Source organism: Sphingobacterium lactis, from assembly GCF_011046555.1.
GTDB lineage: Bacteria > Bacteroidota > Bacteroidia > Sphingobacteriales > Sphingobacteriaceae > Sphingobacterium > Sphingobacterium lactis.
Genome location: NZ_CP049246.1, coordinates 2,803,022 through 2,819,449, shown reverse-complemented (window position 1 = coordinate 2,819,449; position 16,428 = coordinate 2,803,022). Strand labels below are relative to the sequence as shown.

The window sequence follows — 16,428 nt, the reverse complement described above, 5'->3', positions numbered from 1 at the left end:
TCATGAAAAACTTTTTAAGCTTATTAAAAAGGGAATTCAAGCTGTTCTTTAACAATAAAGTATTGCTGGTTCTCTTCCTTGGTGCCCCCATCCTGTATGGCGTTCTGGTCGGTGGGGTATATAAAAAGGGGAAAGTAACGAACCTGCCGATCATTGTCGTGGATGAGGACCGCAGTCCCCTGAGCCGCCAATTGATCGATATGTTCAATGATAACGAGGTGATCTATGTAGCGAAAGTCTTAAACGACCCTTTTCACGCAAAAGAAGAGGCAATGAAAACGGAATCCACGGTCGTGGTTCAGATCCCCAGGAATTTCTCGTCCGATGTGAATTACAACCGAGGAACAGAACTGACCCTTTTCGTGAATGCCTCCAATACGCTGACCTCGAATTATGCCATGATGGCGGCCAACGTGGCGGCATCGACTATGAAAGCAGGGATTCAGATCAAAGCGCAGCAAAAGAAAGGCGTTCCTGAATTTGTGGCAACCCAGCAGTTCGAACCCTTTAAGATCACCATGATCAAGCAGAATATTCGGAGTGGAAACTACCTGTATTTCATGCTTCCAGGTGTGCTGTTCACGGTGTTGCAACAGGTGATGATGCTGGGCCTGGCCCTGAGCTTTGCTTCGGAATTTGAGAACAACACATTCGGCGAGCTCGTGAATCGATGCAGCAATGTCTTCGTGCTGATCTTGGTCAAAATCCTGCCATACCTGTTGATGTCCGCACTTATTTTCGCGTTGTATTATGGCTATTCGTTATGGTACCGGATGCCGTTACAGGTTGAAGGATGGGCATTCTTTGGATCGACCGTCCTGTTTCTATTCGCCGTCAGCTTTATCGGTATCTTGGTCAGCATCGCTATACCGAGTCAATTGAAAGCAACAGAAATCCTGATGGTCATTGCCACACCGAGTTTTATCCTCAGCGGATTTACCTGGCCATTGAGCCAAATGCCAGAATGGGTTGTGGGCATTGCTAAGTTGATCCCCTTAACCCATTACTTACAGATCTTCAGGACATTGATCATCGAGAAGGGCAGTGGGGCTTACATTCATGGGCCGGTATTGGGATTGGCAATCATTGCGATCGTAACCCTTATCGCTTCCATCATACTGCTGCAATTAAAGATCAGAAAGGTTAAGAAAAACATCCAGGTTGAAGCATCAGTTTAACTTTTTCTTTTAACAACAACCTGTTGAAGCGCCCTTCCCATAGGGCGCTTTTTTTGTACCTAAATATTGATCTGTCCATGGATTACCTTCAGCAAACAAAAGCATGGATAGCTTCCAATTGAAATCGCTGGAAGGCTGTCAACAACAGATTTGGCCGGTTGATAGGTAAATTCTAGCCTTGAATTGCTTATATTTAGAGCTTATTACGAAAGATGAATTATTACATTATAGCAGGGGAGACCTCGGGTGATCTTCACGGGGCGAACTTGATCAAAGCGTTGAAAAAGGAAGATCCGGAAGCGACGTTCCGAATTGTGGGTGGCGATCAGATGCAGGCGGCCTCGGGCGAGCAAGCCCTGATCCATACATCAGAAATGGCTTTCATGGGTTTTGTGGAAGTGATTAAGAATTTGGGAAGCATTGCGAAGAATTTAAAGAAGGTGAAAGCCGATATCCAAGAGGTTATGCCGGATACCTTGATCCTGATCGACTTCCCCGGATTCAATCTGAAGGTTGCCGAATTTGCCAAGAAATTGGGACTAAAGGTCTGTTATTATATTTCTCCTAAAATTTGGGCATGGAATACGAAGCGGGTGTATAAAATCAAGCGTTTGGTCGACCACATGTTTTGTATCCTACCGTTTGAGGTGAAATTCTACAAGCAGTACCATTATCCCGTCGATTATGTCGGAAACCCATTGCTTGATGCCATTTCCGCTTATGAATTTCAACCAAACTTTCGGGAAAAGAATGGCTTGGACAACCTGCCGATTATTGCGCTGTTGCCCGGTAGCCGGAAGATGGAGATTGAGCACCTCTTACCGGAAATGATTGATCTGTACCACCGCTTTCCTGGGCACCAGTTGGTTGTTGCGGGTGCACCTAATTTCGACATATCCCTATACCAGCGTTATATCGGCAATTACCCGATTTCAGTTGTTTTTGATCAAACCTACGACCTCCTGAAGAATGCCGAAGCTGCTGTTGTAGCGAGTGGTACAGCGACACTGGAAGCTGCGCTATTGCGTGTACCGCAGGTCGTGGTCTACAAAGCCAACCCGATATCGGTCATGATCGCCCGTAGAGTGATTAAAGTTCGATTCATTTCCCTTGTAAATCTGATCAACGATTACCTATCCGTCATCGAACTGATACAGAAAGATTGCACAACGGAGACGATCGGCGATGAACTCGGCAGATTGATCAGCAACAAGGAACATCGCGCCAGTGTGCTTGAAAACTACGATGTGCTGATGGAGAAGATGGGTACACCGGGAGCTTCTGAAAAAACAGCTAAGCTGATCGTTAAGTATTTACGGGGAGAAGATTAAACTTTTAGTTTCGCAAACTGTCCTAAATATGGAGGATTATCAACATGAAGTATATTATGACATTGGCCTTCCTGATGGTGGGCTTTCTCGGATTCAGTCAACAGGTCGAACATATCCAACGATTGGAACTGGGCAGAAAGGACAAGAAAGTCTTCAATAAAGGCGATTCATCCATGGTGCTGAAAATTGACACCCTGATCATGAAGGATCGCGCGAAATTGGAGTTCTACGCGAAAAAGGATGTAAAGCTTGAAATTGGCTATGCTGAGATCGGGAACAACGTTGTTATTACCGGTCAGGATAGCAAGAACAATGCAACAGACTTGAATATAGATATCAATTTTAATAAGCTGGGTTCCCTGTTTATCATTGCCCGTGGCTTGGATGCCATGAATGGTACCAAGACCCATCCGAATGGTGATGGCGGAAATGTTACCCTGACCTATGACGGAAAGGGCATAGCACCACAAACTACGGATAAGAAAGGAAAGAGCTTTTTATTTGTGGATGTGCAACCGGGTGGACTGCGCGTCAATCCACACTCTGACCTTAGCCGGATCTACGGACAGATCGCTATGTCGGCTCCAGGTATGCGTGGAGTTCCTCAGGGGCAGATCTACTCCGGATCACCTGGACAAGAAGGAAAGGTAACAATCAAAGCAAAATAAGATTATTTGATAGTATAAAATAAAGTAAAGGCCCTTCAACAAAAATTGAAGGGCTTTTCTTTTGCTTTATTTTTACTAATGTGCGCAATGGAAACTCAAAATCCAATAAAGCAAGATGGCATGTCCGCTATACCTTCTTATCTTGAATTTCCCGAATGATGATGAACAACCAAAATCTGATTTAACAGTTCGGGACCTTGTCTGAGGTGCATGCGTGGTGCGACCGTACTGTAACCGAGGTGAAACCGTGTCTATAGACACGCTCTCACCACGCTCTCACCACGCTCTCACCTCGGATTCACCTCAGACAAGGTCTAGGTAAAAAGTAGTTCCATTTTGGGACGAAAACATGAATAATTTGTAATAATGTATTGATGTACAGCCTGTTAAGTTATTTTTTGAGAAATTCTCAATTTTGGCGTTAAGCGGTTATATAGTGGGGTAAGGTAGGGGATTTCGACGGATTGAGGATTTTTTGGATTCCCCGTTAAGATAAGCGGCAAAAAATAAGCTTTAAAATCCTTGTTAATGCACTTTAGCATATGAACCGTACAAAATAGGAGGAGAGTTGATATTGCTCAAAGCCCGATTATACTATTCGATATTATCCTAAAAAGCAAAGGCCCTTCAACAATAATTGAAGGGCCTTTCCTTATGTGAATTTTCAAATGTTAAATTCCCAATTCCACTTGGAACATCGCACCCCAAGCGCTTTTATCATTTGCATTGTTAAAGTACCCATCTTTAAACGTATAGGTACCGTTCAACTGGAATTTCAAACGGTGTGCTTTTACATATTTCGTCAAACCCAACTCGATCAATTCGGTCTGTGATTCGAAGGCACGGATATCCTTGTGTGGCATTACATAGGTATAGCGGCCGGCAACTTCATATCCATGGTTCAATAGATACGAAACCTGTTGGTTCAAACCCCAACCTTTATAAGCGTAGGTTTCTTCCGGCGTATCGGAATCGGTCATATTGAATGGATTGTCGACATCACGACGCATGTATTCCGCTTGGTAAGCAAAACCCATGTATTTTACGATCGCATCTGCAAAAGCAGTTTTAAAGGTGAACGGATTCTGCACAAAACGCCCCAACTGACCAGCCTCACGTTTGGTTTTATCATTATAGCTATAACCGGCACCGATGGAAAGCTTTGGTGTTTCTTCGCGCTCCAGATCACCCTCTTGGTAATCGTTGTCATTCGTGAATTCACCCAATGGAAGCACTTCCACACGGCCTGTATAGGCTAAACCAGGATCGGTAGATGCCGCTGCACGACCTTCCCCTGTGGAAATTGCTGCTTTAGCATTGAAAGGCATATCGCCAATTTTCTTGCTCAAGTTCAACGAAACCCCAAAGTCACGATCCAACGTGAAGTTCTCATTCACCAAGGAACGATCCGCAAATTGCAATTGTCCCGATGAATTAACACGTTGACGGTTTCCGGGAAGCTTGTTCTGACCAAAAGAAATGTAGAAATCATCCGTAAAATTATAGAATAAGACCGCGTCACGGACAATATTCGCGATACCCGTATCATCAAAATCCTGATCACTGCGCGTAAAGGCCAACTGCACCGAATAGGAAATCTTCGGTGAATAGATATAACCATCCATACGCAAGCGTAGGCGACGGATCCGAGCATCAAATTTTCCTTCATCTTCATCGTCCAAGGTCTGTTTGAAACCTAAACGGTTCTGCATCCGGAAACGGAAATTCACATAGAATAGGGAGTCACTGGATTTGTATTGGATCCCTTTGAAATTTAAGATCGTTGCACGGTCATCACGTTCCTGTGCGTGGAGCTGCCCGATGCCAGCTAATAGGATGATAACGAGTAGAGTAAGTAAGAATTTATAATTCATAAGGCTTAGTTAGTTAGATGGATGGTTCTTGTTGACTTAAACAATGGAAACTTCCTAATCCCCAAATAATATCGACCGAGTCAATACCTACGACTTTCCGATCCGGAAAACAGCCTTGGATAATATCCAAAGCACGTTGATCGTTCGCATCATTGAATACAGGTACAACCACTACTTTGTTTGCGATATAAAAATTTGCATAGGAAGCCGGTAATTGTTGGTCTTCATAAATGACAGGTTTTGGCATAGGCAATTCCACGATTTTCAAAGGTCGCCCATCCAATAGCGTCATTTCCTTCAGTGCCGCTAGGTTTTCCTGTAGGAGTTCGTAATTTTCATCGTTCGGATCTTCCTCGACAACCGTCAATACGGTATCCTCTGCAACAAAGCGTGTAATATCATCGATGTGGCCGTCCGTATCATCACCGACGATGCCATCGCCCAACCAAAGGACCTGCTCCTGTCCATAATAATCTTTCAGGTACCCTTCGATCTGTTCCTTGGTCAAATGAGGATTTCTGTTCTCATTCAATAGGCATGCTGTTGTCGTCAGTACGGTTCCTTTTCCGTTGAATTCCACGGAACCACCTTCCATAACGATCGGCGGGGTGAAAAGCTTGAGGTTGAATTCTTTGGCAATTTTTGTCGGCACCACGTCGTCGAGATCAAATGGTGGGTATTTACCACCCCAGGCATTGTATCCCCAATCGACAACTGCTTTTTCGCCCGTCTCCCGATTGATTACGAATGCCGGACCATGGTCGCGACACCAAGCATCATTGGTCGGGTGGAAGTAGAAACTGATGTTGTCCATATTGGCGCCAGCAGCCATAATATGGCCCATGGCAAATGTTTTCATCGCTTCATCTGCCACATTGATCCGCACCAATTGATCGGCCGCCACCAACTTGATAAATTGGGAATAGGGGCCATAGATGCTGTGGATTTTCCCAGGCCAGGATTCCTCCTTGTGCGGCCAACTTAACCATAGGGCATCCTGTTTTTCCCACTCCGCAGGAAAAGAAAACCCCTGCGCTTTAGGTGTTTCTTCAAACGTATAAAGTGCTGAATTCGTAGAGCTTGTCATGTGAAATATTAAGTAAAATCAACTATGCCTTGAGGACAAAGCATAGTTGTTTGGCAATAGTATCTTTAATCTTCGTCTTAATCTTCGTCGATAAAACGTTTGGTAATCGGCGCATAGGTTTCAATGCGGCGATCGCGTAGGAATGGCCAATGTTTGCGGAAGAAATCCGATTCGTTCAAATCGATTTCCACCACCTCAACCTCTTCTTGGTCATGGGAGGCCAGGTACAACAATTTACCTTGCGCATTGGTTGCAAAGCTACCACCCCAGAACTTCATGGCACCGTCCTGTTCGAAACCAACACGGTTTACTGAAACAACAGGTACACCGTTCGCAACGGCATGCGAGCGTTGAATCGTCTGCCAAGCGTTGTATTGGTCTTTGTTTGTTTCTTCATCCTGGTCTGTTGCCCAACCGATTGCTGTCGGGTAGAACATGATTTCAGCACCCATCAAAGCTGTAATACGGGAAGCTTCAGGATACCATTGATCCCAACAGATCAACACACCGATTTTTCCGAATTTTGTCTGGAACACTTTGTAGCCTAAATCACCTGGCGTGAAATAGAATTTTTCATAGAATGCTGGATCATCAGGGATATGCATTTTACGGTATTTTCCAAGGTAGGATCCATCGGCATCCAAGATGGCCGTGGTGTTATGGTATAAGCCTTGTGCTCTTTTTTCAAATAGGGAGGCAATGATTACAACTCCTAATTCCTTCGCCACTGCAGACAGTGCATCGGTAGATGGGCCAGGAATAGCTTCTGCTAGGTCGAAATTGTCATAATCTTCCACATCACAGAAATACAAAGAAGTAAAAAGTTCCTGCAAACAAACGATTTGCGCACCTTTAGCGGCAGCTTCACGAACCTTTTCAATTGCCTTGTTCAAGTTTGTCTGCTTATCTTTCACACAGGACATTTGAACTAAACCAACTTTAACTTTACTCATCTTCTAAATTTTTTATGATATACGCGCAAAGATACTATAAATTCATGAGGTTACCGGGGAAAACCACATTGCCGATATACTTTTTCCATCACAGTACCGTCAGGAAATTCATTTTTTGCTAAAAGTTTTAGGATTCAACGAGCTTTTCTACATTTGTATATGCGAAAGATCATTCATATCGATATGGATGCGTTCTATGCTTCTGTAGATCAGCGTGACTTCCCCGAACTGCGGGGGAAACCATTGGCTGTCGGCGGTTCGCCAGATGGGCGTGGGGTGGTGGCAACGGCCAGCTATGAAGCCCGCAAGTACGGCGTAAAATCTGCCATGTCTTCCCGCAATGCACTTCAACTGTGCCCGGATCTGATCTTTACCTATCCCAGGTTTGAGGTCTATAAAGAGGTATCCAATCATATCCGTTCCATCTTCCGCAGGTATACCGATTTGATCGAACCCCTATCTCTGGATGAAGCCTATCTTGATGTCACTGACGATAAATTAGGCATTGGATCCGCCATCGAGATCGCCAAAGAAATCAAACAGGCCATCCAGGACGAATTGAACCTGACGGCATCCGCAGGTGTATCCGTCAATAAATTCGTGGCCAAAATTGCGTCCGATATCAACAAACCCAATGGTCTGACCTTTATCGGCCCTTCCAAAATCGTCACCTTCCTGGAACAGTTGCCTATCCATAAATTTTTCGGCGTGGGAAAGGTAACGGCGAAGAAGATGAACCAAATGGGCATTTTCACGGGAAAGGATCTCAAACGGTTCTCGGAACTGGAAATGGTGCAGCATTTTGGGAAATCAGGCCGTTTTTTTTACCGTATTGTTCGGGGGGAGGACGACCGGCCCGTTAAACCAAACAGGATCAGTAAATCCATCGGTGTGGAAGATACCTTCGAATCCGATCTGCATGAATATGAAGATATGGTCTTTGAAATAAAGCGCATCGCCGAAAAATTATACAAACGCCTGGATAAGGCCGAGAAGTTCGGAAAGACCGTGACAGTAAAGATCAAATTCGCTGATTTCACCCAGATCACGCGCAGTAAAACCACGGTTTTTAGCTTAGATTCCCAAGCATTGATTGAAAGCCATGCCTTGGGATTACTCGATAAGGTCGATATGCAGGATCAGCGCGTTCGGTTGCTGGGTGTGACCATTTCCAACTTCCATGATCAGGATACCATTGATGAGGTCGGTATACAACTAAGCCTCTTCTAACGGCTGTCCTTGTAGGTAAATTACTTTGCGGGGATGCTTCTGGGCATAGCTTTCCGCGAGATTGTTCATGTAGAAATTGCTGAGCACTTTATGCTCTTGTTCGATATAGTCTTCAATATTTTCGACAGCAGTCTCCCTGTCCATAAAACCAATGGCGTACACTTTATTTTCCCGGTAGTACACAAAACTATATTCGTCTTCCCGTCGGCCGCGATCCAGGATGACAAAGGAGCGCTTATGGCCCAATAAGGCCTCAATGGCTGCCGTAACGCGGGCGTTGTAAGTTGCTTGGTCAGGTAATTCGGTACTTGGATTTTGCATCTTGGGTTCCTTTGGCAGGGCAGGATTACTGAAGAAACTGCACAGCCGCAGATCAAGTTCAAAATCATTCGCCAATTTTAACAGAAATACGGTTGATTCGTGGACCGTATTGAAGTAAAAGGTAGGTTGGACATGCTTGCGGACCTGACAGATCGATAACCGTAAATAGCCGTTCACATCTTCATAGTCCAACAGACCATACTTGGGCTCGAATTTTTTGAGGGCACTGTTGTATGCCGGCCAAATTTTCTTGATCAGGTGGCATTCCTTCAGGAAAGCCATCAGTTCCGTCCCGGTTTCCTCAAAATCAATCGCACAGATCTCATTGACAAACTTTTGCCGCCGCTGCCCCATATTATTCCCTGTAAAATGACTGATGACGCGCTTCCGGATGTTTACTGCCTTACCGACATAGATAATCTTGCCACTGGCGTTCTTGAATAGGTACACACCCGTGCTATCCGGCAGCCGGTCGAAATCCTCACGCGGAATATGGGTTGGTAGTCGCTGTTCCTTCGCTTTAGCCTGAACGGCCTGAAGGATAAACTGCTCGCTATCCGCGGCTAAAAGTTGGTGGAATAACGTTAAGGTGGCTGCTGCATCTCCGTATGCACGGTGCCGATCCTGTATAGCGATGGACAACGATTTGCAGAGCCGACCTAAACTGTAGGAGCCTAGATTAGGAAAAATCTTCCGTGAAAGCCGAACCGTACAAAGTTTATTCGCCTTCCAATTGTATCCGGCATCCTTGAGTGATGCCAATACGAAAGAATAGTCAAAATGGACGTTGTGGGCCACGAAAATCTTTCCATCTAAGAGTTGAAAGATCCGTTCGGCCACCTCCCGAAAGACAGGGGCATTTTCTACCATATCGTCCGTAATCCCGGTAAGCGTCTGAATGTGAAAGGGAATAGGCTGTTGTGGATTGATCAGGGTACTGAATTCTTCAATCACCTGTGAACCATCGCTTATTAAAATCGCGATCTCGGTAATCTGATTTGCCGCAGCAAATCCTCCCGTTGTTTCAATATCGACAATGGCGTAGTGTGAAGTCTTCATGCAACACAAAAATAATACTAATAATTAGACTACTAAAATTATTAGTATTATTTTTTAAACTTAGGCTGTACTATAGCAGTTCGATACCCTGGTCGTACAGTTCTTCTTTTTTCTTGGGATCCCAGATGCTCACCTGCACTTCACCGATGTGTTTTAATTTCAACATGAACATACAGATTCTGGATTGACCAATGCCGCCGCCAACAGATTCCGGCAACTGATCGTTCAATAACATCTGGTGAAAGGTCAACTTTTGTCTATCCATACTGTTGCGGATTTCCAATTGGGTCAATAACGCTTTCTTATCGACGCGGACCCCCATAGAAGAAAGCTCGAAGGCAGTACCTAAAATAGGGTTCCAGACCAAGATATCGCCGTTCAGTCCACGGAAGCCCAAGGTATTATCTGTACTCCAGTCGTCATAATCTGCAGCACGGCCATCATGGGCAAAACCATTGGACAGTTCACCACCGATACCATACACGAAAACGGCACCGAATTCCTTACAGATGGCATTTTCGCGTTCTTTGGCTGTCAATGTAGGATAGGTTAGCAACAACTCTTCCGAAGAGATAAACTTGATCTCCTTCGGCAAGATCGCCTGTGCCTGTGGATAGTGTTCCGCTACGGCCTGTTCCGTATCATAGATAACCTGGTAGATTTTCTCTACCGTTTCCTTCAGGAAATTCAGGTTCCGATCGGCAGGTGTGATGCACTTTTCCCAATCCCATTGATCCACATAGATGGAGTGAATGGGAGAATAATCTTCATCGGGGCGCAGTGCGCGCATATCCGTCAATATACCTTCGCCCGGTTCCATTTCCAATTCTTTCAATCGGATCCGCTTCCATTTGGCCAAGGAATGAACCACGACGGCGCGTTGATCGGACAAGGATTTGATCGGAAAGGAAACAGGTCTTTCGATTCCATTCAGATCATCATTGATACCCGTTCCATCCAAAACCACAATGGGAGAGGATACAGGTGTAAGGTTTAATACTTTCTTTAGGTGAGAGGCAAATGTCTCCTTAACAAACGTAATCGCTTGTTCGCGTTTTAAAATATGACGTCCCATTAAATTTCTACAAAATAAACATCGTTCTTTCGTCCAGCTGAGGACCAAAGATTCATAATCACCACAAAAATAACAAAATGTTAATGATATAACTATTTTATTGCAAAAATAACGCTAAAATGCAGAATGTCTGATGAATTTATTTAATGATTTGCCCTAATGCTTTTAAAATTGCACTTGCTTTGGTATAACATTCTGCAAATTCAAAGGCAGGATCAGCATCAATCGTAATGGCACTACCAGTATGGAAGGAGAGGTAGCCATTGGCTTTATTGTACAGGAGGGTACGGATGACTACATTGAAGTCAAAATCACCGGACGGAGCGAAATAACCGATTGCACCGGAATACACACCACGCCTGGATGTTTCATATTGATCGCAGAGCTTCATCGCCGAAATCTTGGGCGCTCCGGTCATGGAACCTGCCGGAAAGGTGTTCTTAATGACCTCCACATCCGATAACTGCGGATCCATTTCACAGGAAACTGTTGAAATCATCTGATGGACATGCTTAAAGGTATAGATGCCCAGTTTTTCGGTGACCTTGACCGTACCGGGCACAGCGCTCCGGGTGAGGTCGTTGCGCACCAGATCAACAATCATGACATTCTCCGCAATTTCCTTCGGGTTATTGGCGAGATTATCACGTAATTTCTGGTCCTGCTTTGCTGTTTCCCCGCGTGGGGCAGTTCCTTTGATGGGTTGGGAAATCAAGGTTTTTCCACGTTTCGCCAGAAAGCGCTCCGGTGATGCCGAGATGATGTAATGGTCGCGAATCTTGAAGAAAGAAGAGAATGGGGTCGGAGAGACGGTATTCAATTCCATATACAGTGCTTCAGGATCACTCAGCACGGCATTTTCATCGTAAAATTCCTGGCACAGGTTGGCTTCATAGATATCACCCTGCTGGATGTGCCGTTGGATATGGCCAAAAGCGGAAAAATACTGTGTGCGATCCATCCTTGGCGTGATCATGCCGGTATAGGTATTTTTCTCTGTGGACACTTCCCTTGTACGGATTTCCTCGAAAATGGCCGCCGGGTTGTCGGCCGTTATTTCAACGGACCATTTACTGAAGGCTATCGTTATAGCCGGAACGAAGAAATAGGCATCAGGAAATTCCAGCGGATTGGGGTGGGATGTCGCGATCTGCTCGACTTCATTCTTGAGGTCATAACTGAGAAATCCCGGGATCACCTGTTCGGGATACCGGGATTTAAAATCTTCGAGTGCGGCAAAGGCGTCGCCCTCTTTTGCATAGCATTCAGCTGTGGCACCAATGGCCAACAGACTGTCTACACGCGAATATTGATCTTGAAAACCATTCGATTGAAACAGGCAAACCACATCAAATCCTTTAGACCACTGCAGGGCCTGTAGCAGGAAATGTGAAATATCGGTTTCAAAAATGGCTTTTGCCATATTGCTTACAATACGATCGTTTGCTTACGATCTGGACCTACGGATAGATATTTAATAGGTACGTTCAACTCCTGCTCCAGGTAAGCGATATAATCCGCCAATGCTGCAGGAATCTCATCCTTACTTTGAATACCGGTCAAGTCTGTATTCCAACCCTGAAGTTCCTTCAATACCGGCTCAGGCTTGTGTGTAATGATCTCATACGGCATGTAATCGATTTGTTCGCCCTGGTAATTATAGTGTGTACAAACGTAGATCTTTTCGAAGGTATCCAAAACGTCCGCTTTCATCATAATCAATTCGGTCACACCGTTGATCATGATGGCATATTTCAATGCTGGAAGGTCAATCCAACCCGTACGACGGGCACGACCTGTGGTAGCACCGAACTCATGACCCAATTGACGCAATTTCTCACCGGTTTCATCTTCCAGTTCCGTAGGGAAAGGACCTCCACCGACACGTGTTGCATAAGCCTTGAAAATACCGAATACCTCACCGATCTTATTCGGCGCGATACCCAAACCAGTACATGCACCAGCAGTTGTGGTATTGGAAGAGGTAACGAATGGATAGGATCCAAAGTCAACGTCCAATAAAGTACCTTGTGCACCTTCAGCCAAAACACGTTTGCCGTCTTTCAGATATTGGTTTACCAAATGCTCCGAGTCAACATGTGGAATGGATTTCAAGAATTCAATCGCAGCCAAGAAAGCTTGTTCCTTTTCAGAGAAGTCAGGAATTTCGCCATAATGGGAAAGCATGGACAAGTGTTTCTGCTTCAGTTTTTCGTAGCGCTCCATAAAATCCGGAAGGGTAGTATCCCCAACGCGAAGACCGTTACGACCTGTTTTATCCATATAAGTTGGACCGATACCTTTTAAGGTAGAACCGATCTTACCTGCACCCATATTTGATTCAGATGCCGCATCCAATAATTGGTGCGTCGGCAGGATCAAGTGTGCCTTACGGGCAATCACCAGATTTCCTTTTCCAACCGGGTCGAAACCGGCAGCCTTTAGATTATCCAATTCTCTTTTCAGGATGATCGGATCGATAACAACGCCGTTCCCGATCAGGTTCAGTGTGTCTTCGTTGAAGATCCCGGATGGGATAGTGTTCAATACAAATTTCTTGTTGTCAAACTCTAATGTATGTCCTGCATTTGGTCCACCTTGAAAACGGGCGATCAAATCATATTTTGGACAAAAAACATCAACGATTTTCCCTTTTCCTTCATCACCCCATTGCAAACCCAAAAGCACATCAACTTGCATAGTATTACTTGAAATTTATTTGTTAAAATTTTATTTGTTTGTTCCTCGAATCAAAAAAAAATTCGGAAAAAGGTCATCAGTGCCTTTTTCCGAACAAAGGTATATATTAATTATCCGAATGTTAAATTAATTTGAAATTACTGCTTCCTTTGGTGCCTGCTCAGGAGCATTCTTGCTCTTGCGGCAATCTGCACAGATGCCATACAGGTTCAGGGAGTGGTGCTTGATGTCGAAATTCAACAGGTCCCCAATCATCGACTGGATTTGGTGAATGCGGGGATCGCAGAATTCAACCACCTTGTTGCACTCGATGCAGATCACGTGGTCATGCTGCTTGTAACCATAAGACTTTTCGAACTGCGCCATGTTCCTGCCGAACTGATGTTTGGTCACCAGGTCACAGGAAACCAACAACTCCAGGGTATTGTAGACCGTAGCACGACTTACGCGGTATTTCTTATTCTTCATGTGAATGTACAACGATTCGACATCGAAGTGGTCGTTCCGAGAATAGATCTCTTCAAGAATGGCATAGCGCTCTGGGGTCTTCCTTAAGTTCTTGTTTTCAAGATAGGCCTCAAAAATCTTTTTTACGGTTTCGTAATTTTCACCTTGTCTCATTAGGTATTCCTCTTTTAAAATTCAAATTTACCATTTTCTAACGGTTTTACCCGAAACATTTGTCAATGGCTTGTAAGTCTTTAGTTCTCTGATTCGTATCGCGTCACGCCCGTAATCCCTGGAATCTGTTTCAGGTGCTTGATCAAGCTGTCCAATTGCGCCGTATCGTTCACAAAGACCATAATGTCCCCATCGAAGATCCCCTCGTTACTGGAGATGGAAAGCGAACGGATGTTCACCTTGAAGTCCTGCGAGATGATGGTGGTAATCTTGTTTACCAAACCCACATCATCGATCCCCACAATCTTCAAGCCGGTCAGGAAGGCCACATTGTTATGTAGCGATGCCCATTTCGCCTTCAGGATCCGGTAGCCGTAATTGGCCATCAGCTTGGAGGCGTTCGGACAGCTTGTCCGGTGGATCTTAATGCCGTCGTTGACCGTAAGGAAACCGAAGATATCATCACCCGGAATCGGGTTACAACAAGGTGCCAACGTATAATCCACCTTTTGGAAATCATCCCCGATCAGGATGGTGTCATCCTTCTTGTTGATTTTCTCCACCAGCCCGTTGATATGGGACTGGAATTGGTTCTGGTTGGCATCCTCTGAACGTTCATTGGCAACGAAATCACGCAGATTCTTGATATCGATCGTACCCTTTGCAACATTATAGAACAGTTCCTGAGAACTTGGGTACTTGAAGAAATTGGAAATCTTATTGATATTCTCGGTATTGTAGGTAATCTTCAGCGATTTCAACTTGCGCTCGAGGATTTCCTTGCCGTCTTCGGCTACCTTTCTCTTTTCCTCTTTCAGGGAGGATTTGATCTTGGATTTCGCCTTGGCGGTCACCACAAAGTTCAACCAGTCTTCTTTCGGTGTCTGCTTGCTGGACGTAATGATTTCCACCTGGTCACCGTTCTGCAGCTCATGGCTCAACGGCACCAACTTGTGGTTTACCTTGGCACCGATACAAGTCGCACCGATGTCCGTATGGATCTCAAAGGCAAAATCGAGGGCTGTTGCTCCGTTCGGCAGCTGCACCAATGTCCCTTTGGGGGTAAAGATGAAGATCTCATCCGAGAAGAGGTTCATCTTGAAGTCATCCACAAAATCCATGGCATTGGACTCCGGATTGCTCAGGATATCCCGCACTTTCTGGATCCACTGATCCAGACCGTTGTCTGAGTTGGATTCTTTATATTTCCAGTGGGCCGCAAAGCCCTTTTCTGCAATCTCGTTCATGCGGCGTGTCCGGATCTGCACTTCCACCCACTGGCCGCGGGGTCCCATTACGGTAGTATGCAGGGACTCGTAACCATTAGCCTTAGGGGAAGAAATCCAATCGCGCAGGCGATCGGGATTCGGACGGTACAAATCCGTCACAATGGAATATACCTTCCAACATTCGGTCTTTTCCTTTTCATCGTCCGTATCGATAATGATCCGGATGGCAAAAAGATCATACACTTCCTCAAACGGAATGGACTTCTTGCGCATCTTGTTCCAAATGGAATGGATGGATTTGGGACGCCCGAACACGGAAGCATGAATCCCTTCATCGGCCAGGATCTCCTGAATTGGTGTTACGAAATCGACGATAAACTTTTCGCGCTCGGCTTTCTTTTCGTTCAGCTTCTTGGCAATGAATTTATAGGTATCCGGGTCGGTGAATTTCATGGACAGATCTTCCAATTCCGACTTAATGGCATACAACCCCAGGCGGTGGGCGAGGGGTGCATATAAATAACTTGTTTCCGAAGCGATTTTCAACTGCTTATGGCGGGCCATGAACTCCATGGTGCGCATGTTGTGCAGCCTATCGGCCAATTTGATGAGGATCACCCGGACATCGTCCGCCAGGGTCAGCAACATCTTCCGGAAATTTTCCGCCTGCATGGAACTGTTGGGGTCGAAGATGCCCGATATCTTGGTCAGGCCATCGATGATGCGCACGACTTTCTTGCCGAACTGCTCCTCGATATCCTGTAAGGTAACACTGGTATCTTCAACGACATCATGTAGCAATGCACAGACAATAGAGGTAGTTCCCAAGCCGATCTCTTCGGCAGCAATCTGGGCTACCGCGATGGGATGGTAAATGTACGGCTCACCCGACTTCCGGCGCATATCTTTATGGCTCTCCAGGGCCAAATCAAAGGCCTTACGGATCTGCTGCTTATCGCCTTTTTGAAGCGTGGGTTTACACGCGCGTAACAATGCTCTATATCTTTTACGGATTTCCTTATTTTCAGCCTCAATATCAATCACATATTCTTCCATAAAAATGCCCTGCTATCTATATAAAATAATTTTATTTTTGTTATAT

General features: G+C 45.1%; 13 protein-coding genes. 4 read left to right on the top strand and 9 right to left on the bottom strand.

Going from position 1 to position 16,428, the window contains the following annotated elements; all coding sequences use genetic code 11:
* Positions 1–2 precede the first annotated feature (2 nt).
* From G6N79_RS12270 to G6N79_RS12260, 3 genes are all read left to right on the top strand, one after another.
* Positions 3–1,178, top strand: coding sequence for an ABC transporter permease (locus G6N79_RS12270; protein WP_103906265.1), 1,176 nt, complete (start codon positions 3–5; stop codon positions 1,176–1,178).
* 212 nt (positions 1,179–1,390) lie between these two features.
* Entirely contained in the window at positions 1,391–2,509 is a 1,119-nt protein-coding gene (gene lpxB / locus G6N79_RS12265; RefSeq protein WP_103906266.1) for a lipid-A-disaccharide synthase, read from the top strand.
* 44 nt (positions 2,510–2,553) lie between these two features.
* On the top strand, positions 2,554–3,177 hold the full coding sequence (locus tag G6N79_RS12260) for a hypothetical protein (RefSeq protein WP_103906267.1): 624 nt from the start codon (positions 2,554–2,556) through the stop codon (positions 3,175–3,177).
* A 671-nt stretch (positions 3,178–3,848) separates the two neighbouring features.
* On the opposite strand, the gene G6N79_RS12255 is transcribed toward G6N79_RS12260, so the two are convergent.
* The 3 genes from G6N79_RS12255 to G6N79_RS12245 form a co-directional block, all read right to left on the bottom strand.
* Positions 3,849–5,051, bottom strand: coding sequence for a porin (locus G6N79_RS12255; protein WP_103906268.1), 1,203 nt, complete (start codon positions 5,049–5,051; stop codon positions 3,849–3,851).
* A gap of 13 nt (positions 5,052–5,064) precedes the next feature.
* Positions 5,065–6,138 carry an agmatine deiminase family protein gene (locus G6N79_RS12250; RefSeq protein WP_103906269.1) on the bottom strand — a complete coding sequence of 358 codons (1,074 nt, stop codon included), beginning with the start codon at positions 6,136–6,138 and terminating at the stop codon, positions 5,065–5,067.
* Between the two features lie 77 nt (positions 6,139–6,215).
* Positions 6,216–7,091, bottom strand: coding sequence for a carbon-nitrogen hydrolase (locus G6N79_RS12245; RefSeq protein WP_103906270.1), 876 nt, complete (start codon positions 7,089–7,091; stop codon positions 6,216–6,218).
* 159 nt (positions 7,092–7,250) lie between these two features.
* Between G6N79_RS12245 and dinB the strand changes: the two genes are divergently transcribed.
* Positions 7,251–8,321: a DNA polymerase IV gene (gene dinB / locus G6N79_RS12240; RefSeq protein WP_103906271.1), complete on the top strand. Its 1,071-nt coding sequence runs from the start codon at positions 7,251–7,253 to the stop codon at positions 8,319–8,321.
* Here dinB and G6N79_RS12235 read toward each other — a convergent pair.
* The 6 genes from G6N79_RS12235 to G6N79_RS12210 all read right to left on the bottom strand — a co-directional run bounded on the left by G6N79_RS12235 (position 8,307) and on the right by G6N79_RS12210 (position 16,382).
* On the bottom strand, positions 8,307–9,701 hold the full coding sequence (locus tag G6N79_RS12235; protein WP_103906272.1) for an exonuclease domain-containing protein: 1,395 nt from the start codon (positions 9,699–9,701) through the stop codon (positions 8,307–8,309). The genes dinB and G6N79_RS12235 overlap by 15 nt on opposite strands.
* A gap of 70 nt (positions 9,702–9,771) precedes the next feature.
* A complete protein-coding gene (asnA, locus tag G6N79_RS12230; RefSeq protein ID WP_103906273.1) occupies positions 9,772–10,776 on the bottom strand; it encodes an aspartate--ammonia ligase in 1,005 nt (334 codons plus the stop codon).
* A gap of 139 nt (positions 10,777–10,915) precedes the next feature.
* Positions 10,916–12,199, bottom strand: a complete 1,284-nt coding sequence (locus G6N79_RS12225; RefSeq protein WP_103906274.1) for an anthranilate synthase component I family protein — start codon at positions 12,197–12,199, stop codon at positions 10,916–10,918.
* A gap of 5 nt (positions 12,200–12,204) precedes the next feature.
* Positions 12,205–13,476: an adenylosuccinate synthase gene (locus tag G6N79_RS12220; RefSeq protein WP_103906275.1), complete on the bottom strand. Its 1,272-nt coding sequence runs from the start codon at positions 13,474–13,476 to the stop codon at positions 12,205–12,207.
* Between the two features lie 126 nt (positions 13,477–13,602).
* A complete protein-coding gene (locus G6N79_RS12215) occupies positions 13,603–14,097 on the bottom strand; it encodes a Fur family transcriptional regulator (RefSeq protein ID WP_103906276.1) in 495 nt (164 codons plus the stop codon).
* Positions 14,098–14,177: 80 nt separating this feature from the next.
* Positions 14,178–16,382, bottom strand: a complete 2,205-nt coding sequence (locus tag G6N79_RS12210) for a RelA/SpoT family protein (protein WP_103906277.1) — start codon at positions 16,380–16,382, stop codon at positions 14,178–14,180.
* Positions 16,383–16,428 lie beyond the last annotated feature (46 nt).